Source organism: Nonomuraea sp. MTCD27 (assembly GCF_041950495.1).
In the GTDB taxonomy this organism is placed as follows: Bacteria; Actinomycetota; Actinomycetes; order Streptosporangiales; family Streptosporangiaceae; genus Nonomuraea.
This window is the reverse complement of record NZ_JBGNUW010000042.1, coordinates 1-14,211: the sequence shown is the minus strand read 5'-3', so window position 1 is coordinate 14,211 and position 14,211 is coordinate 1. Positions and strand designations below refer to the sequence as shown.

14 protein-coding genes and 1 other RNA gene are annotated in these 14,211 nt (G+C 72.7%); 6 read left to right on the top strand and 9 right to left on the bottom strand.

The genetic code is table 11. The features are described from left to right. Positions 1 to 34: 34 nt before the first annotated feature. Positions 35 to 424: RNase P RNA component class A (gene rnpB / locus ACBJ59_RS59820), an RNA gene on the top strand. On the opposite strand, the gene ACBJ59_RS59815 is transcribed toward rnpB, so the two are convergent. Then, complete coding sequence (locus ACBJ59_RS59815; protein WP_375118848.1) at positions 421 to 822, bottom strand: helix-turn-helix transcriptional regulator; 402 nt, start codon at positions 820 to 822, stop codon at positions 421 to 423. The two genes, rnpB and ACBJ59_RS59815, sit on opposite strands and share 4 nt — an antisense overlap. Positions 823 to 880: 58 nt before the next feature. Between ACBJ59_RS59815 and ACBJ59_RS59810 the strand changes: the two genes are divergently transcribed. Further along, positions 881 to 1,240 carry a hypothetical protein gene (locus ACBJ59_RS59810; protein ID WP_375118847.1) on the top strand — a complete coding sequence of 120 codons (360 nt, stop codon included), beginning with the start codon at positions 881 to 883 and terminating at the stop codon, positions 1,238 to 1,240. Here the strand turns inward: ACBJ59_RS59810 and ACBJ59_RS59805 are convergent. The 7 genes from ACBJ59_RS59805 to ACBJ59_RS59775 all read right to left on the bottom strand — a co-directional run bounded on the left by ACBJ59_RS59805 (position 1,224) and on the right by ACBJ59_RS59775 (position 9,414). After that, positions 1,224 to 1,880, bottom strand: a complete 657-nt coding sequence (locus ACBJ59_RS59805) for a class I SAM-dependent methyltransferase (protein WP_375118846.1) — start codon at positions 1,878 to 1,880, stop codon at positions 1,224 to 1,226. The genes ACBJ59_RS59810 and ACBJ59_RS59805 overlap by 17 nt on opposite strands. A gap of 47 nt (positions 1,881 to 1,927) precedes the next feature. Then, entirely contained in the window at positions 1,928 to 2,836 is a 909-nt protein-coding gene (locus tag ACBJ59_RS59800) for a serine hydrolase (protein WP_375118845.1), read from the bottom strand. Positions 2,837 to 2,949: 113 nt separating this feature from the next. Beyond that, positions 2,950 to 3,549, bottom strand: coding sequence for a dihydrofolate reductase family protein (locus tag ACBJ59_RS59795; protein WP_375118844.1), 600 nt, complete (start codon positions 3,547 to 3,549; stop codon positions 2,950 to 2,952). A 379-nt stretch (positions 3,550 to 3,928) separates the two neighbouring features. Beyond that, a complete protein-coding gene (locus tag ACBJ59_RS59790) occupies positions 3,929 to 4,945 on the bottom strand; it encodes an NAD-dependent epimerase/dehydratase family protein (protein WP_375118843.1) in 1,017 nt (338 codons plus the stop codon). A 4-nt stretch (positions 4,946 to 4,949) separates the two neighbouring features. Further along, on the bottom strand, positions 4,950 to 7,193 hold the full coding sequence (locus ACBJ59_RS59785; protein ID WP_375118842.1) for a SulP family inorganic anion transporter: 2,244 nt from the start codon (positions 7,191 to 7,193) through the stop codon (positions 4,950 to 4,952). A gap of 78 nt (positions 7,194 to 7,271) precedes the next feature. Then, positions 7,272 to 8,717, bottom strand: coding sequence for a hypothetical protein (locus tag ACBJ59_RS59780; RefSeq protein WP_375118841.1), 1,446 nt, complete (start codon positions 8,715 to 8,717; stop codon positions 7,272 to 7,274). 184 nt (positions 8,718 to 8,901) lie between these two features. After that, entirely contained in the window at positions 8,902 to 9,414 is a 513-nt protein-coding gene (locus ACBJ59_RS59775; protein WP_364114763.1) for a YbhB/YbcL family Raf kinase inhibitor-like protein, read from the bottom strand. A gap of 206 nt (positions 9,415 to 9,620) precedes the next feature. Between ACBJ59_RS59775 and ACBJ59_RS59770 the strand changes: the two genes are divergently transcribed. Genes ACBJ59_RS59770 through ACBJ59_RS59760 form a run of 3 tightly spaced genes read left to right on the top strand, consistent with a single transcriptional unit; the run spans position 9,621 to position 12,254 of the window. Further along, complete coding sequence (locus ACBJ59_RS59770) at positions 9,621 to 10,166, top strand: BTAD domain-containing putative transcriptional regulator (RefSeq protein ID WP_375118840.1); 546 nt, start codon at positions 9,621 to 9,623, stop codon at positions 10,164 to 10,166. Beyond that, a complete protein-coding gene (locus ACBJ59_RS59765; RefSeq protein WP_375118839.1) occupies positions 10,141 to 10,662 on the top strand; it encodes a PH domain-containing protein in 522 nt (173 codons plus the stop codon). Before ACBJ59_RS59770 ends, ACBJ59_RS59765 begins: the two co-directional genes overlap by 26 nt. Then, positions 10,659 to 12,254, top strand: coding sequence for a PH domain-containing protein (locus ACBJ59_RS59760; RefSeq protein WP_375118838.1), 1,596 nt, complete (start codon positions 10,659 to 10,661; stop codon positions 12,252 to 12,254). The genes ACBJ59_RS59765 and ACBJ59_RS59760 overlap by 4 nt, the downstream gene beginning before the upstream one ends. Positions 12,255 to 12,384: 130 nt before the next feature. Here ACBJ59_RS59760 and ACBJ59_RS59755 read toward each other — a convergent pair whose 3' ends face one another. Then, positions 12,385 to 12,699, bottom strand: a complete 315-nt coding sequence (locus ACBJ59_RS59755) for a hypothetical protein (protein ID WP_375118837.1) — start codon at positions 12,697 to 12,699, stop codon at positions 12,385 to 12,387. A gap of 70 nt (positions 12,700 to 12,769) precedes the next feature. On the opposite strand from ACBJ59_RS59755, the gene ACBJ59_RS59750 reads away from it, so the two are divergent. Continuing rightward, complete coding sequence (locus ACBJ59_RS59750; RefSeq protein ID WP_375118836.1) at positions 12,770 to 13,735, top strand: hypothetical protein; 966 nt, start codon at positions 12,770 to 12,772, stop codon at positions 13,733 to 13,735. Positions 13,736 to 14,211 lie beyond the last annotated feature (476 nt).

Sequence of the window (14,211 nt, the reverse complement as noted above, 5' to 3'; positions counted from 1 at the left end):
GGGAACGACTTGAGATTTGATAATCTTCAGCAGATGAGTCGGCCGGGCGACCGCGTCGGGCCCACGGGCCCGCCGAGGAAGGTCCGGGCTCCACAGGGCAGGGTGGTCGGTAACGCCGACCCGGGGTGACCCGCGGGACAGTGCCACAGAAAGCAGACCGCCTCTCGGTTCCACCGGGAGGTAAGGGTGAAAGGGTGGTGTAAGAGACCACCAGCGCCCACGGTGACGTGGGCGGCTAGGTAAACCCCACCCGGAGCAAGGTCAAGAAGGGACGCTCTCCGGAGCGTTCCGCGCGCGACGTTCGAGGGCTGCCCGCCCGAGCCGCGCGGGTAGACCGCTTGAGACCGCCGGCAACGGCGGTCCTAGATGGATGGTCGCCCCTTCGTACGAAGGACAGAACCCGGCCTACAGGCCGACTCGTCACCCCTCCCCCGACGGGGGGCTCAGGGCCTCGGCCAGTTTGCGCATGGCCGAGGCGGCGCTCTCGCTGGCGGTGGGCCCGAGGACGGCGAGGCTGGAGATCAGCGCGGCCGCCTCCGGCAGGTCGAGCACGAGGTGGATCGCGGCCCCGGTGGACAGCAGGCGCACCCCGCCCCCATGGCCCCGGTACGCGTCCAGGGGCACCCCGCTGAGCCGGAGCCGTTCCACGTCGCGGGCGACCGTTCGCGGTGAGACGCCCAGCTCGCGCGCCAGCTCGCCCATCCGCACCCGCTCGCCGCGGGCGGCGTGCAGCCGTTCAATCAGCGCCTGCTGGCGTTCGACGCGCCGCAGCGCCAGGTGCCCGTCGCGCGAGGATGCGGCGAGCCGGAGGACTCGGTCCACGGATTTCGCCTTTCAAAGGAGACATCGGCCCGTCTGGTTCGGACCCTAGCGTGGGAGCATGAGCAACGATGACGACAAGGTGAACGGATTCTTCCAGCGTTACGCGGCCGCGCTTCTGGCCCGCGACGCGAAGGCGATCGCGGGGATGTACGCGGTGCCCTCGCTCATCCTCTTCCCCGGCGCCTCGATCGCCGTCAGCGACGCCGGCCAGACCGAGAGCTTCTTCGCCGCCTCCTGGGACCAGTACGACGGGATCGACGAGCTCGATCAGCAGGTCGTGATCATGGCGGAGGCGCCGGGCAGCGTCTGGGCCGACGTCACCTGGTCCTACTCGGGCCGGCCGCGCGAGCGGTTCTGCTACCAGTTGGTCGAAGGCGGCGACGGGTACCGGATCGCGGTGCTCACGCCCCTGGAGTAGAGGCGGCCGGCCGTGCCTGCCCCAGGATGTGCGTGAGCGGGGGGATGACCGGCTGCGGGGCGAAGGCGAACCGGTCGGCCTCCGACACGGCGAACCCGGCCCGCTCGATCGCGGCCAGCGTGTCCCGGTTCGGGTGGCAGCCCGCCGCGACGCGCCGCCACGCGGGCGTGATGACGTCCTGGAGCAGGCCGAGCACGGGATTGGCCGAGCGTACGTGCTCGTAGAAGAGCAACTGCCCGCCGGGCCGGAGCACGCGTACGATCTCCGCCAGGGCCCGCTCCAGCGACGGCACCGAGCACAGCACCAGGGACACCACCGCCGTGTCGAAGGCCGCCTCGCCACCGGGCAGCGCCTCGGCGTGGCCGGCCACCACCGAGACCGGCACCGGCGCCGACGCGGCCGGCTCCCGCGCCAGCGCCCGCAGCGTGTCGTCCGGCTCCACCGCGACCACCTCCGTCACCCGCGCGGGGTAGTGAGGGAAGTTGCGGCCGTTGCCGGCCCCGATCTCGATCACCCGCCCTTCGGCCGCGGCCAGCAGGCGCCGCCGGTGCTCGTACGCGCCGCGCCGGTCGGCGAGCTCGGACGCCTCGGCGTACGCCCGCGCGAAGCGGGGGTGCTGCAAGTCGGACAACCGGGTCATCGAATCACCTCAGGAAAGGCAGGCACACCTTCCAGCATGCACCCGGGTCACCCCGCCTTGGCGATGGCCCGGGCGACCATCTCGCTCACGCGCTCGACCGCCTTGACCCCCGAACCCATCGAGCGGTTGCGCCGGGAGACGACGGCGATCAGGTACGTACGGCCGCGCTCCCGTACCCGGCCGATGCTGTTGACCGTCCACCGCCCGCCGTCCCGCTCCCGGGGGAGCCAGCCGTTCTTGAGCGCCACGTCCGCCCCCTTGCGACCGGCCGCGCTCACGCCCCACGCCTGCTCGGGCGCCACGTCGCGCATGAGACCGAGGACGTAGCGGCGGTTCTCGGCCGACAGGGGGCTCTTGGCCGAGACGAGCGCTTTCAGCAGGCGTACCTGGTCGGCGGCGCTGGTCGTGGTCGAGCCCCAGGAGCCGCCTGGGCCGGGGCGCGTGTGCCGCAGGCCGAGCTTCTTGTTCACGGCGGCCAGGCCGGACGCGCCGCCGATCGCGCCCCACAGGGAGGACGCGGCGGCGTTGTCGCTGACCTTGATCGCCTGCGCCGCCGCGCGCCGTTCCCACCCCGTCAGGCCGCGCCGCTGCCGCTGGGCGCGCAGCAGCAGCGCCACCACGATGTTCACCTTGACGATGCTGGCCGTGGCCGTCCTGAGCCCGCGGTTGTAGGAGAAGGACAGGCCCGAGGAGAGCTCCCGTACCGAGACCGCGAGATCGTCCGACAGGCCGTCCAGGGACCGGGTCAGGGACTTGCCGTAGGAGGGCTTGCGGGGCTTCTTCGCCGGCTCCGGGGTGGACGCCACCGCGACCGGGTCGTGCTCGAAGGGAGTGGATACGGGTGCGGCGAGGGGGACGGGGACGGGTGCGGGGATGGAGGTGCCGCTTGACGTCAGGAGGGCCAGCGACGCAACCGCGGCCCCCAGCGCGACCCGCCTCCCGGGCTTCGCGGGCACGACGGCCTACGCGAAAGCGGAGGGAAGCGGCGAAGGGTCGTGTACTGCCATGAAAGTCATGGCAGGCAGCATTACGGGACGGGTGTTTCCACAGTGTTAGCAGCGGGCTGCGGTCACCGTACGGGGCGATAGCGCAGGTGCGTGACCAGAGCGGTGCCCCACGCGTCGCCCAGCGGTTCGAGGGTGATGTCCCCGACCCCGTCGAACAACCGCTCGCCCCTGCCCAGGATCACGGGAGCTACGTGCAGGCGGAGCTCGTCGATGAGCCCGGCGGCGAGGTACTGGTTCACGGTGTGCGCGCCGCCCGCGATGGCGACGTCGCCGTCGCCGGCGGCCTCGCGCGCCCGCTCCAGGGCCGGCCCGATCCCGTCGGTCACGAAGGAGAACGTCGTGTCGCCCTGCATCGTCACCGGCTCGCGCGAGTGGTGGGTGAGGACGAAGACCGGAGCGTGGTACGGCGGCTCGGCACCCCACCAGCCGTTCCAGCCGAGGTCCCAGTCGCCGCGGCCGGGGCCGAACATGTTGCGGCCCATGATGAAGGCCCCCGCCGCGGTGATGCCCTCGATCACCGCGGCGTGTGCCTCGGGCTCATCGAACATCCACTGGTGCAGGCGATCGCCCACTCCCTCGCCGAACGGCTGATCCAGGCTCTGCCCGAGCCCTGCCACGAAACCGTCGAGGGACATCGCCATGTCGCAGGTGACCTTGCTCATCTGACTACCTCCGGTGCTTCGGCGCTCCTTTTTGCGCCGCTCACGAGGAAGTCGGAGCCGTCTGCCCGCCCTCTACATCCTGGCTGCTTCCCGGCGGGAAAATCTCCGGGAAGGTGAGGGGCGGAGGTGGCCGCCCGCCGTCTCGCCACCATCGGCGGCCCCCGTCAAGGGGGACATGGCTCGACGGCGGGCACCTCCGCCCCTCCGGCCCCTGGGAGTCAGGACCGGCACCGCGAGGTGCGCCGTGGGCAACGGGAGAACCTCGCTGGCACCGCGACCCTAACCCCGCCCAAACCGCCCGGTCTGCGCAGGATTACGCAGAACGCGCCTCCCGCACGAAATCGAACTACGCCGAACGCGCCTCCCGCGCGGAACCCCACTACGCCGAACGCGCCTCCCATGCGGCGAGGATGGTCGCCTCCTTCTCCGGGGCCATCCCGTGCCGGGTCTTCGCGCCGTAGCTCCGCTCGTCCTCCGGGATCTCCCGCAGCCAGGCCCACGTGTCGCGCACGGTCTCCGCCACCGGCCGGGTGCGCAGCCCGGCCGCCTCCGCCCGGGCCGTCGGGACGCTCCAGAAGTTGGCCGTCACCGCCGACGGCGGCCCGCCCCACAGCGGCAGCTCCACGAACGTCCCCGCCCCCTGATCCACCAGGAACCGGTCGTCCACCCACACGAACTCCGCGTCCGACCCGGTCGCCTCCTTGCAGAAGCCCAGCCACTCGCCGTAGGTGGCGTTGCCCGCGGGACCCGTCACCAGGAACTGGCCCGACGTGCCGCGCTCGGCCTGCTCGAGGGTGAAGGCGGCCACGTCGCGCGCGTCCACGAGCTGCATCGGCGCGTCGGGGTCGCCCGGCGCCAGCACCTTGCCGCCGTGCGAGATCCTGGTCAGCCACCACGGCAGCCGCGCCACGTCCTCGTGCGGCCCCAGGATCAGGCCGGGCCGGACGATCAGCGCGTTGCCGTCGAAGCCCTGCTCGACCGCCCGCTCGCAGCCCGCCTTCAGCACGCCGTAGTCGCCGTCGTCGGGCCCCGCGTCCGGCTCGCAGGCCCACCCGGCCGCCTCCTCGGTGGCCGGCTTGCCGGGGAAGCCGTCGACGGCCGAGATGCTGGAGACGAACGCGTACGTCGCCGCCTTTCCCGACAGCGCCCGCACCGACTCGCCCACCACCCGCGGCACGTAGCCGGAGGTGTCGACCACGAAGTCCCACGACCGCCCCCCGGCCAGCCGCTCCAGGTCGGCGGCCACCTCCCGGTCGCCGCGCACGGCCTCCACGCCGGGCACGTCGGCCCCGCTGCGCCCCCTGTTGAACGTCGTGACCTCATGCCCCCGGGCCAGCGCCGCGAACACGATGGCGCGCCCCAGGAAACCCGAACCGCCCATGACCAGAACTCTCATGGGCTCATTCTTCGCTCGCGAGCACCGTCCGATCAGACGTCTTCACGGAGAGCGTAGAGCGCAGCGGCGGCACCATGTGCACCCGCGCGGACCCGATGTCGAAGAACAGCCCGACCAGCTCCAGCTTGCCGGCCCTGACCTGCTCGTCGACCTTCCGGTAGGTGAGCAGGTTCTCCAGCTGCTGCTGCACGTTGACCCGGCACAGCACGTCCAGCGCCCCGCTGTGCAGCCGGTCGCCCTCGGTCTCGATGAACGTGGCCAGGCTGTGGTCCCCGTGCCGCAGCCACCTGCGCAGCCCCGGCAGGCTGCCCGCCTGGACCCCGCCGCTCAGCACCCCCGCCATCGCGCCGCACCCCGAGTGGCCGCACACCGTGATGGTGTGCACGCCCAGCACCTGCGTCGCGTACTCGATCGCGGCCACCACCGAGTCGTCCTGCGGCTCGGAGCCCCTGCGCGGCACCAGGTTGCCGATATTGCGCACCGTGAACAGGTCGCCGGGGCCGCTGGCCGTGATCAGGCTGGGCATGATCCTGGAGTCGGCGCAGGTGATGAAGAGATGCGTGGGCTGCTGCTTGCGGGCCAGCTCGGTGAAGATCGGCCGGACGAGCGGCGCCGTACGCCGGTGATATTCGCGCGCCCCCGCCGTGAGCAGGCACTCCGTCGGCGCGGCGGTGCCGTCCGTCGGCACCTGGATCGGCACGTCACGCCGGCGCCGCTGCGCCCACGGCAGCCACCAGCGGTCCGGCGCCTGGGGCGGCGACTTCACGGGGAACATGCGCGCCCCGCTGGCCGCCAGCGCGTACCACTCGTCGTGCAGCTCGTCGATGACCACCGCGCCGCCCATGCGCTCGTGGTCCAGCCGCCACGAGTGGATGGCCTCGAAGGCGCCGTTGTCCATGAAGTCGATGTTCAGGTCGAGGTCCACGGGCGTGCCGGCCGGGATCGTACGCAGCTCGTGCGTCAGCCGCGGCACCCCCAGGAACGTCAGCGACCCCGAGATCGTCACGTGCAGCCGCCCGTCGCGGTCCTCGCGCTTGCGCACCGTCACCCAGGTCAGGCGGCGCAGCGCCAGCAGCGCGGCCAGGGCCAGCCCCGCCAGCACGCCCTCGGCCAGCCCGAGCAGGATCACGGCCGCCATCGTGACCACGTACACCGGCACCTCGCCGTGTCCGTGCACCTTCCTGATGTGGCCCAGGTTCACCATCTGCACGCCGATGAACACCAGCAGCGCGGCCAGCGCCTCCAGCGGGATCAGCGTGATCGACCAGCCGAACCCCAGCGCGAACACCAGCACCCACACCCCGTGCAGGATCGTCGACCAGCGCGTACGTGCCCCGGCCTGCGCGTTCGCCGTGCTGCGCACGATCACCCCGGCCACGGGCAGGCCGCCGAGCGCGCCGGTGACCATGTTGGCCACGCCCTGGCCGGTCAGCTCCTGGTCGAGGTCGGCGCGGCGCCCGCCGTGCATCCCGTCGACCGCCACCGAGCACAGCAGCGACTCGCACCCGGCCAGCAGCGCCACCAGCAGCACCGAGGACACCACCAGATGCCAGTCACCCTGCGGCAGCACCGGGAAGGCCCACTCGGTGAAGCTCCCGGACAGGTCGACTCGCGTGACGTCCCAGCCGAACATCCACGCCGTGAGCGCCGCCACCAGCAGCGCCGCCAGCGGCGCGGGCACCGCCTTGACCCGTTTCGGCAGCCGGGTCCACAACGCCAGCACCATGATCGTGAGCAGGCCCACGGCGACCTTGTGCCCGTGCAGGTCGACGATCTGGCCGGGCAGCTCCACCAGGTTCGCGATGGCCGAGCGCTGCGAGCTGCCGCCCAGCACGATGTGGAGCTGGGAGAGGGCGATGATCACGCCGACCGCGGCCAGCATGCCGTGGATGACGGCCGGCGAGACGGCGAGCGCCGCCCTCGCCGCCTTGAACACCCCGAGCACGAGCTGCACGGCGCCCGCCAGGAGGGTGATCATGCAGGTGGCACGCCATCCGTACGTGTGCACGAGGTCCACGACCACCAATGACAGACCGGCGGCCGGCCCGCTCACCTGCACGGCCGAGCCGCCGAGGGCGCCCGCCACGATCCCGCCCACCACGGCGGCGATCAGTCCGGCGGCGAGGGGCGCCCCGGAGGCCATCGCGATGCCCAGGGAGAGGGGCACCGCGACGAGGAAAACCACGAGCGAGGCTGGCACATCATGCCGGAGGGTGCTCAGCCAGCTACTCTGCGTGTCGCGGAACATGGTGCAAACCCTAATGCTCCGTCGACCCTGCTTTAAGGGGGCGTCGCGCGGGTTTTACGGATTAATGAGCGCTGGAGATCATCGGTAGTAGTCGTGCGGATAGTCCTGCTCCGGGCCCCGGCGGTGGTCGTTACGGCCGCCGTCCTGCGGCTGCGGCTGCTGGCCGCCGTACGCCGGCCAGCTGCCCGGGGCGCCGTTGACCGACGACGGGGGCTCGGGCCAGGCGGCGGCGGGGCTGGTCGTGATGTCGCCCGTCTCGTAGGCGCCCACCCCGAAGGGGGAGGCCGGCGGTGTCGGGGCCGACAGCACGTCGTCGTAGTTCGAGACCGCGCGCCCCGGCACGGTGGGGGTGCCGGCGGCGTGGGAGGGGCCTGTCAGCGGGTCGGTGTCGTCGGCCACGGCCCAGCCGGAGCGCACCTCGTACGAGGCGGGGTAGGACGAGCGCGCGGCGGGCTGCTCGAACGCCGGCCACGAGCTCGCCGAGCCGTAAGGGGTCGGCGTCGGGGCGGGGGCCGGGTCGTCGAGGATGTCGGGAGAGGCGGACCACGAACCGGACGTGGTCGCCGCGGGCTGGTTGCTGGTCCAGGTCGTCTCGAGCGGGTCGGCCACGCCGCCGTAGGCGGGGAACGGGTCGCTCGTCGGGGCGCCGTGGATGGGGGCGGGGGCGACCGGGAAGCTGCCGCTGGAGGTCGGGCTCACCGCGGGGAAGGCGCCGCTGCCGGTCACGGCCGGCGTGGCGGGGAACGAGCCGCTGCCGTTGGACACCGGGTAGGCGTTGGACGACACCGACGCGGGCCGGGTGACAGGGGCCGGCTCGGAGCGGGTGGGGGCGGGCACCGGCTGGGCGCCCGCGCCGAGGATGGTCATCACGTCGGCCGTCGGGGCGGCGAACGTCACGGTGCGCTGGTCGGCCAGATCGGCCTGCGAGGGAGTGGCACGCTTCTGCGGCTCGACCAGGTCGGCGAGATTGGCGGCCGCCGCGGCGGGCTGGCGCTGCGGCAGGGGGGCCTGGACGGTGGCGGCGTTGGGGTCGGCGGCGGCCGCGGCCGCGGGCTGCGGCTTGGCCGGACGCTGGGGCCGCTTGGCGGGACGCTCGGACTCGGCCGGGCGCTCGCGCTCGACGGGGCGGGAGGCGGCCTTCCTGGCGGCCACCGTGCCACCGGCGCCGAAGCCGCCCTCTTCCGCGTCGCTGCGGATGTTGGCCCAGAACTCCTCGTCGTCGTCGTCCGTGGACGGGTTGCCCCACTCGTCGACGCCACGCCTGCCGCGCTGACCAGTGCGCACCGGTTTCTGCTTGGGCTCGTCTATGGGACTGAAGTCGGGACTGAAATTGGCCATTCGCGGCTCATGCGCCGCGAACTCGTCCGTGGAACGAGCATGGGTCATCTCCTCCTTCTCGGCCATCTCCTTCAGCCGTTCCGGGGGAAGCGAGCTCTCTCTGCGGTTCATCGAACGCATGCCCAGTGCCACGACGACGAGCACGAGGAGCACGACAGCGACCAAGCTCACTACGACCGCGATCATTGCACCACCCTCAAAGCCATGGCCTCCCTCTGGCACCGATGAGATCGCGCGGCCATCGACGCGATCTGCCCCCTTTGATCACCAGTGCCTAACAATTGGATCTGATTGTGTCGGACCACTATGAGAGTTGTCACACCCTACGTGAAGAATTGGTACACCAGCACTACATGTCGTATTTGACCGCTCACTCGATGTTCACCACCGTGAGCCGGCCGCGGGCGATGGTCTGGTCCGCGATCTTCTTGAGGATCTCGGGGAGCTCGGAGCCCTCCGGGAGGTCGACCTTGCCGTTCAACGTGTAGACGGTGAGCCGGTAACTGGCCCGGTCCTGGCAGGGGGGCTCGTAGCCCACCTTCCCACTGGTCACCTTCGCCTGCCCGGACCCCTCGGGGGGGTCGGCGGCGGCGTTGGGACCCAGCTCGGTCGTGGTCGCCGGGATGTTGTAGAGCACCCAGTGCACGGCCGAATCGGATGACGTATGGCTGTCGATCACGATCGCGATCGACTTCGCCTCGGACAGTGGCTGGCTCGACCAGCGCAGCGGCGGGCTGCCCTGATCGCCATGGCAGGAGTATTCGCGCGGCAGCGGTTTGCCCTCGCGCAGCTCCGGGCTCGTGACGTTCATCTCCGCGATGTCCAGAGCCTGTGACCTGCCGATGAAGCTGCCGCAACCTGACAAGGCGAAGACGACAGCCACCGCTGTCACACTGACAGCGATGCGTCGCACGCGTGATGCCGTGTTACACAGCCCCATGCCGGACGATGCTACGCGGCTCTCGGCGGTGCGCAGACCGTTTCTCGATGGTCGGTGGTCGGTAAAGGATCCGAAAACGGCCAGAATGTGGGCATCCGCGTAGTGAAGTTGACCACAGCGACGGCCGCCGCGAGGGCCCGGGGATCCGGATGCCGCCGTACCGAGGAGACCTGTCCGCCTGCTGCTCCGCGGCGGAGGGGCACGGGCGGGGCCGCCCGTGCGGCGGGCCGGCGAAACGGGCATCGGTTTCGGTCGCGCGTCGCGGCGAAAACCAGGTGCGCCAGATCGCGGCGGAAGGGTATGCGGGACGGCGGTCGTGGGTCTGCATGCGGGGGGACGCGCCCATGGCGGTGGGGGACGGAGGTGGGGACGGCGGTGGGGGTGCGCGGGCGACGTCGGGCGGGGCGCGGACGGCGGCGGGAGGGGCGCGGACGGCGGCTGCCACGTTGCGTGAGGCGCTCGCGCTGTGGTGCGGTCACGCGCTGGCCGGGCCTGGCTGGCACGAACGTGGCGCCGCCGACGTGGCCAAGCTCGACAGCCTGCGGCCGGCCGCCACCGAGCATGGCACCGGGGCCGGGCAGGGGCTCGGCAGACACGCCGGGACCGTCGGCGGATCTTTACCGGTCCGCCGGCAGATCGCCTTCCGGGTTCGCGCCCTAAGCTGGGCTTGTGACGTCAAATGGCCCGCTACGTGACCCGGCGAACCGCGTCTCGCCCAAAGCCGTCCGGATGTGGTTGCTGGAGTCGCTGATCGCGTTCGCGTTCTTCCTGGGTGGCGCGCTGCTGGTGTCGCGTTGGGTCGGGGGGAGCGGGTGGTCGTGGGTGCCCGGATGGTTCGCCCGGGACCCGTGGCTGCTGCCCGTCGCGGTGGTCGTGCTGCTGCTGCCGTTCCTGGCGGCCGAGCCGTTCGTGCGGTACGCCGTGCATCGCTGGGAGCTTTCTGGAGACGTCGTCTACGCCAGGTCGGGGTTCCTGACCAGGGAGTGGGTGTTCGTGCCCGTGAGCCGCATCCAGACGGTCGACAAGGGCCAAGGATGGTTCGAGAGGATGCTCGGTCTGGCCACGCTGGAGATCAGGACGGCCTCCCACGCGGGGTCCTCGACGATCAAGGGGCTCGACTACCGGGTGGCGGCCGGGCTCGCCGAGCAGCTGGCGCGCCGGGCCGAAGAGCTCAGAGACGACGCGACATGACCGAGCCTCGTCAGGACGGCCCGGCGCCCATCCCGGAGGGCGCCCCCGGTGGCATCCCGCCGTACCCCGGCCCGGCGGGCGGGCCGCCTCATCCCGGCCCGGCGGGCGGGCCGCCGCCCGTGGTGCGGCTGCCGCAGCGGCTCAGCCCCAAGGTGCTGCTCATCGACCCCGTGCGCATGCTGCCCTCCCTCCTCCTCCCCCTGGTCGGGGTCCTGTTCGTGGGCGGCTTCTCGGCCCGCTCGTACGGTTACGCGGCCGCCGGGGTCGTCGCCGCCGTGGTGTTCTCGGTCATCAGGTGGGTCACCTTCACCTACGAGATCGTCGGCGACCGCCTGGAGACCAAGCGGTCGCTGGTCAGCCGCTCCGTCCGCACCATCCCCCTGGAGCGCATCCGCGGCGTAGACGTGTCCACCCCGCCCATGCACCGGCTGCTCGGCCTGACCGTGCTCAAGATCGACACGGGGGCGAGCGGCGACACGGAGGAGGCCAAGCTCGCCGGGGTCACGCTGGAGGAGGCCGAACGGCTCAAGGCCGTGCTGCTGCGCCGCGCCGCCGTCCCCGAGACGCACGTCACCGGCGCCGTGCCACCTTCCGGGCCCACCGAGCGGCCGATCATCGACGTGCCGCGCAGGTGGCTGCTGTACGGGCCGCTGTCGGGCGCGTACCTGCTCACCCCCTTCGCCTTCGCCGGCGGCGCCGTGGGGCTGGCGTTCCAGTGGGGGGACGAGCTGGGAGTCAGCCAGGACGCCGCCTGGACCGCGGGGCAGTGGCTCTGGGAGCGCCCCTACCTGCTGCTGGCCGTGGCGGTGCTGCTCGTGCTGGCGATGCCGTTCACCGGCGGGCTGATGTACGCAATCTTCAACTGGAACTTCCGGCTCAAGCGCCGCGACGGCTACCTCGTGGCGGAGCGCGGCCTGATCAACCGGCGCAGCGTGTCGCTGGAGTCGCAGCGCGTACGCGGTTACGAGATCGTGGACGGCCTGGCCGAACGCTGGGCGGGGGTCGCGCGCGTCTGGGCCATCGTGACCGGGCTCGGCGACTCGGAGACGCGCGGGCAGCTCCTGCCCGACGTGCCGCGCGAGGTGGCCTTCCAGGTGACCCGCGACGCCATCGGCCCCTACCACGCCGAGCTCCGGCCCCACCCGCCGGTCGCGCGGAACCGCCGCCTGTTCCGCGCCGTCTTCCCCTGGCTCCTGCTGGCGCTGGTGGGCGCCGCCGGGGTGTGGGTCGCCGGGACGATGCTCTGGTGGATCCTCCTGGTGCTGGCGCTGCTCCTGGCGGGCGTCGGGGTGCCGCTGGGGCTCGACCGGTACGCGTCGCTCGGGCACGGCTACGACGGCGTGCGCGTGGCGGTGCGGTCGGGGTCGCTGCGGCGCGCCCAGGCCGTGGTCGAACGCCGGGCCGTGGTGGGCTGGCGGATGCGGCAGACGTGGTTCCAGCGGCGGGCCGGGGTGCTCACGCTGATCGCCGGGGTCGGGGCCGGCAAGGGGGGTTACTCGGCGATCGACGTGTCGGAGGCTCAGGCGGTGGAGTTCCCCGCCGAGGTGACGCCGGAGTGGCTGGCGCCCTTCCTGGAGCGCGCCGAACCCTGACGCGGGCGGCGGGCGGGGCCAGGGAGGGGTTTCCCGGCGCCGGCTCGCTCGTCACCTTGGTGCCGGGCGTCCCGGCGGTGACTCGGTCGTCTCCTGCTCTGCTGCGGTCAGTCCTGCTCTGCTGTGACGGTCAGTCCTGGCGGCGGGCGCCGAACATGATCTCGTCCCACGTCGGTACGGAGGCGCGACGGCCCCTCGAACTCTTGCGCGCCTGGCGGGCGGCCGGGGCGGGCGGCGGGGACGGCACCGGCACGGCCGGGTCCTCCTTGCCCTCGTCCTTGCCCGCCCGCGCCGCCGGCACCGAGGGTGCGGGCTTCGGCTTGGGCGCCGGAGGCTTGGCCTCCTGCACGGGCTGCTCGGGCTCCGGCTCCGCCGCCTTCTTCTCGGGGACGGCCGGCTTGTCGGCAACGGCGGGCTCCGCCGAAGCGGCGGGCTCGGTTGCCACGGCGGGTTCGGTCGACGGGGCAGTCCCGGTCGAAGGGGCGGGCTCGGCTGCCGCGGCAGGCTTCGTCGCGGTGGCAGGCTTGGTCGCGGTGGCGGGCTCGGTTGTAGTGGCGGGCTTCTCGGGAGCAGCGGGCTTCGAGGGAGCGGTCGCCGTTGTGTCGGGAGTGGCCGTCGCGGGTTCGGGGACGGTCGCGGTGGGTTCGGGGACAGCCGTCGCGGTCGTCTCCGTGGCGGTCGTCTCCGTCGCGGTCGTCTTCCCTGCGGTCGTCTTCGTCGCGGTCGCGGCGGATTCCGGTGCGGGCGCCAGAGCCTCCGGCGCCGCCGTTGGCTCCGGCGGCGTGGTTGACGTAGCTGCTGCGGGCTCCGATGCGGTTGCCGTGGGTGCGGGTGTGGATGCCTGGGAGGCGACGGCCTTGCCGTTCTCCGCAGTTTCCGTCTGCGCGATCTCCTCGGTCTTGCGGGGCTGTTCGGCCTGCTCGGTCCGCTGCGTCGGCTCGGCGGCCTCGGCCTTGGGCGCCTCGGCCGTCGCGGCAGGGGCGGCCGCCGTCTCCGGCTGGGCCGGGGCGGTGACTTCGCTCTTGGGCTCCGCTGCGGTCGTGGGCTGCTCGGGCGCTTCGTCGGTGACGTCGGGCGAGACCGGCGCCGGGGCAGCTGCTTCCGTGGCGGAAGTTGTGGCGGCGGTCGGCGAGGTGGTGGCGGTCGAAGGGGTCGCGTCGGTGCTCGCCGCCGTGCCGGGTTGCGCGGCTGTGTGGCCTTCGGTTGCGGCGGACGACACGGCGGCGGCGGGCTCTGCGATGCCGCCGGCCTGGATGGGCGCCTCCGTGGTGGAGCTCGCGACCGGTGAAGGCTGCGTGCCAAGAGTGGTGGCCGGGGACGCGTCCGGCTGCGCGGCGTCGGCCGCATCCGGGGTGGCCGTCTCCGGGGTGGCCGTCTCCGCGACCAGGGCCGTCTCCGCGATTGGCGCCGTCTCCGCGACCGGGGCGGGCTCGGAACTTGGGGCAACCGCCGCTGCGGCCTGGGCGGCCGGGGCGGTCTGAGGCGTCTGACCGGACTGAGCAGTCTGACCGGACTGAGCAGTCTGACCGGACTGGGCCGTATCGGTGGCAGGCTGCGCGCTGACCGGTTGTGCCTGGGCGGTCGTTGACTGCGCCGACACGGCGGTCGGTTGCGTCGGCGGGGTGGCCGTCGGCGCGGTGATGGGCTGCGCCTGCGCCGATACCGGGCTCGGCGCCTGCGCGGAGGCCGGGCTCTGCGCCACGGCGGCAGGTGATCCCTGGGCGGCTGGGACCGGCGACTGCGCGACAGGCTGAGCCGACGCCTCGGCGGCCGGCTGGCGCTGGGCGGGCCGCTGGTCCTGGACCTCTGGCCGGTCTGGGGCGGGCCGCTGGTCCTGGGCCTCCAGCCGATTCTGGCCGGAGTGCTGGTCCTGGGCGGAGTGCCGGTCCTGGGTGGGGGCCGGGGGTGCCGGGGCGTCGGTGGTGGGGCGGGTGGGCGGTGCGGAGGCGCCGGCGGA

Excerpts from the sequence above, each read along its gene's own strand:
- ACBJ59_RS59810 (WP_375118847.1), top strand. The coding sequence starts at position 881 with ATGAGCAACGATGACGACAAGGTGAACGGATTCTTCCAGCGTTACGCG.
- ACBJ59_RS59805 (WP_375118846.1), bottom strand. The coding sequence starts at position 1,880 with ATGACCCGGTTGTCCGACTTGCAGCACCCCCGCTTCGCGCGGGCGTAC.
- ACBJ59_RS59795 (WP_375118844.1), bottom strand. The coding sequence starts at position 3,549 with ATGAGCAAGGTCACCTGCGACATGGCGATGTCCCTCGACGGTTTCGTG.
- ACBJ59_RS59790 (WP_375118843.1), bottom strand. The coding sequence starts at position 4,945 with ATGAGAGTTCTGGTCATGGGCGGTTCGGGTTTCCTGGGGCGCGCCATC.
- ACBJ59_RS59785 (WP_375118842.1), bottom strand. The coding sequence starts at position 7,193 with ATGTTCCGCGACACGCAGAGTAGCTGGCTGAGCACCCTCCGGCATGAT.
- ACBJ59_RS59780 (WP_375118841.1), bottom strand. The coding sequence starts at position 8,717 with ATGATCGCGGTCGTAGTGAGCTTGGTCGCTGTCGTGCTCCTCGTGCTC.
- ACBJ59_RS59770 (WP_375118840.1), top strand. The coding sequence starts at position 9,621 with ATGCCGCCGTACCGAGGAGACCTGTCCGCCTGCTGCTCCGCGGCGGAG.
- ACBJ59_RS59760 (WP_375118838.1), top strand. The coding sequence starts at position 10,659 with ATGACCGAGCCTCGTCAGGACGGCCCGGCGCCCATCCCGGAGGGCGCC.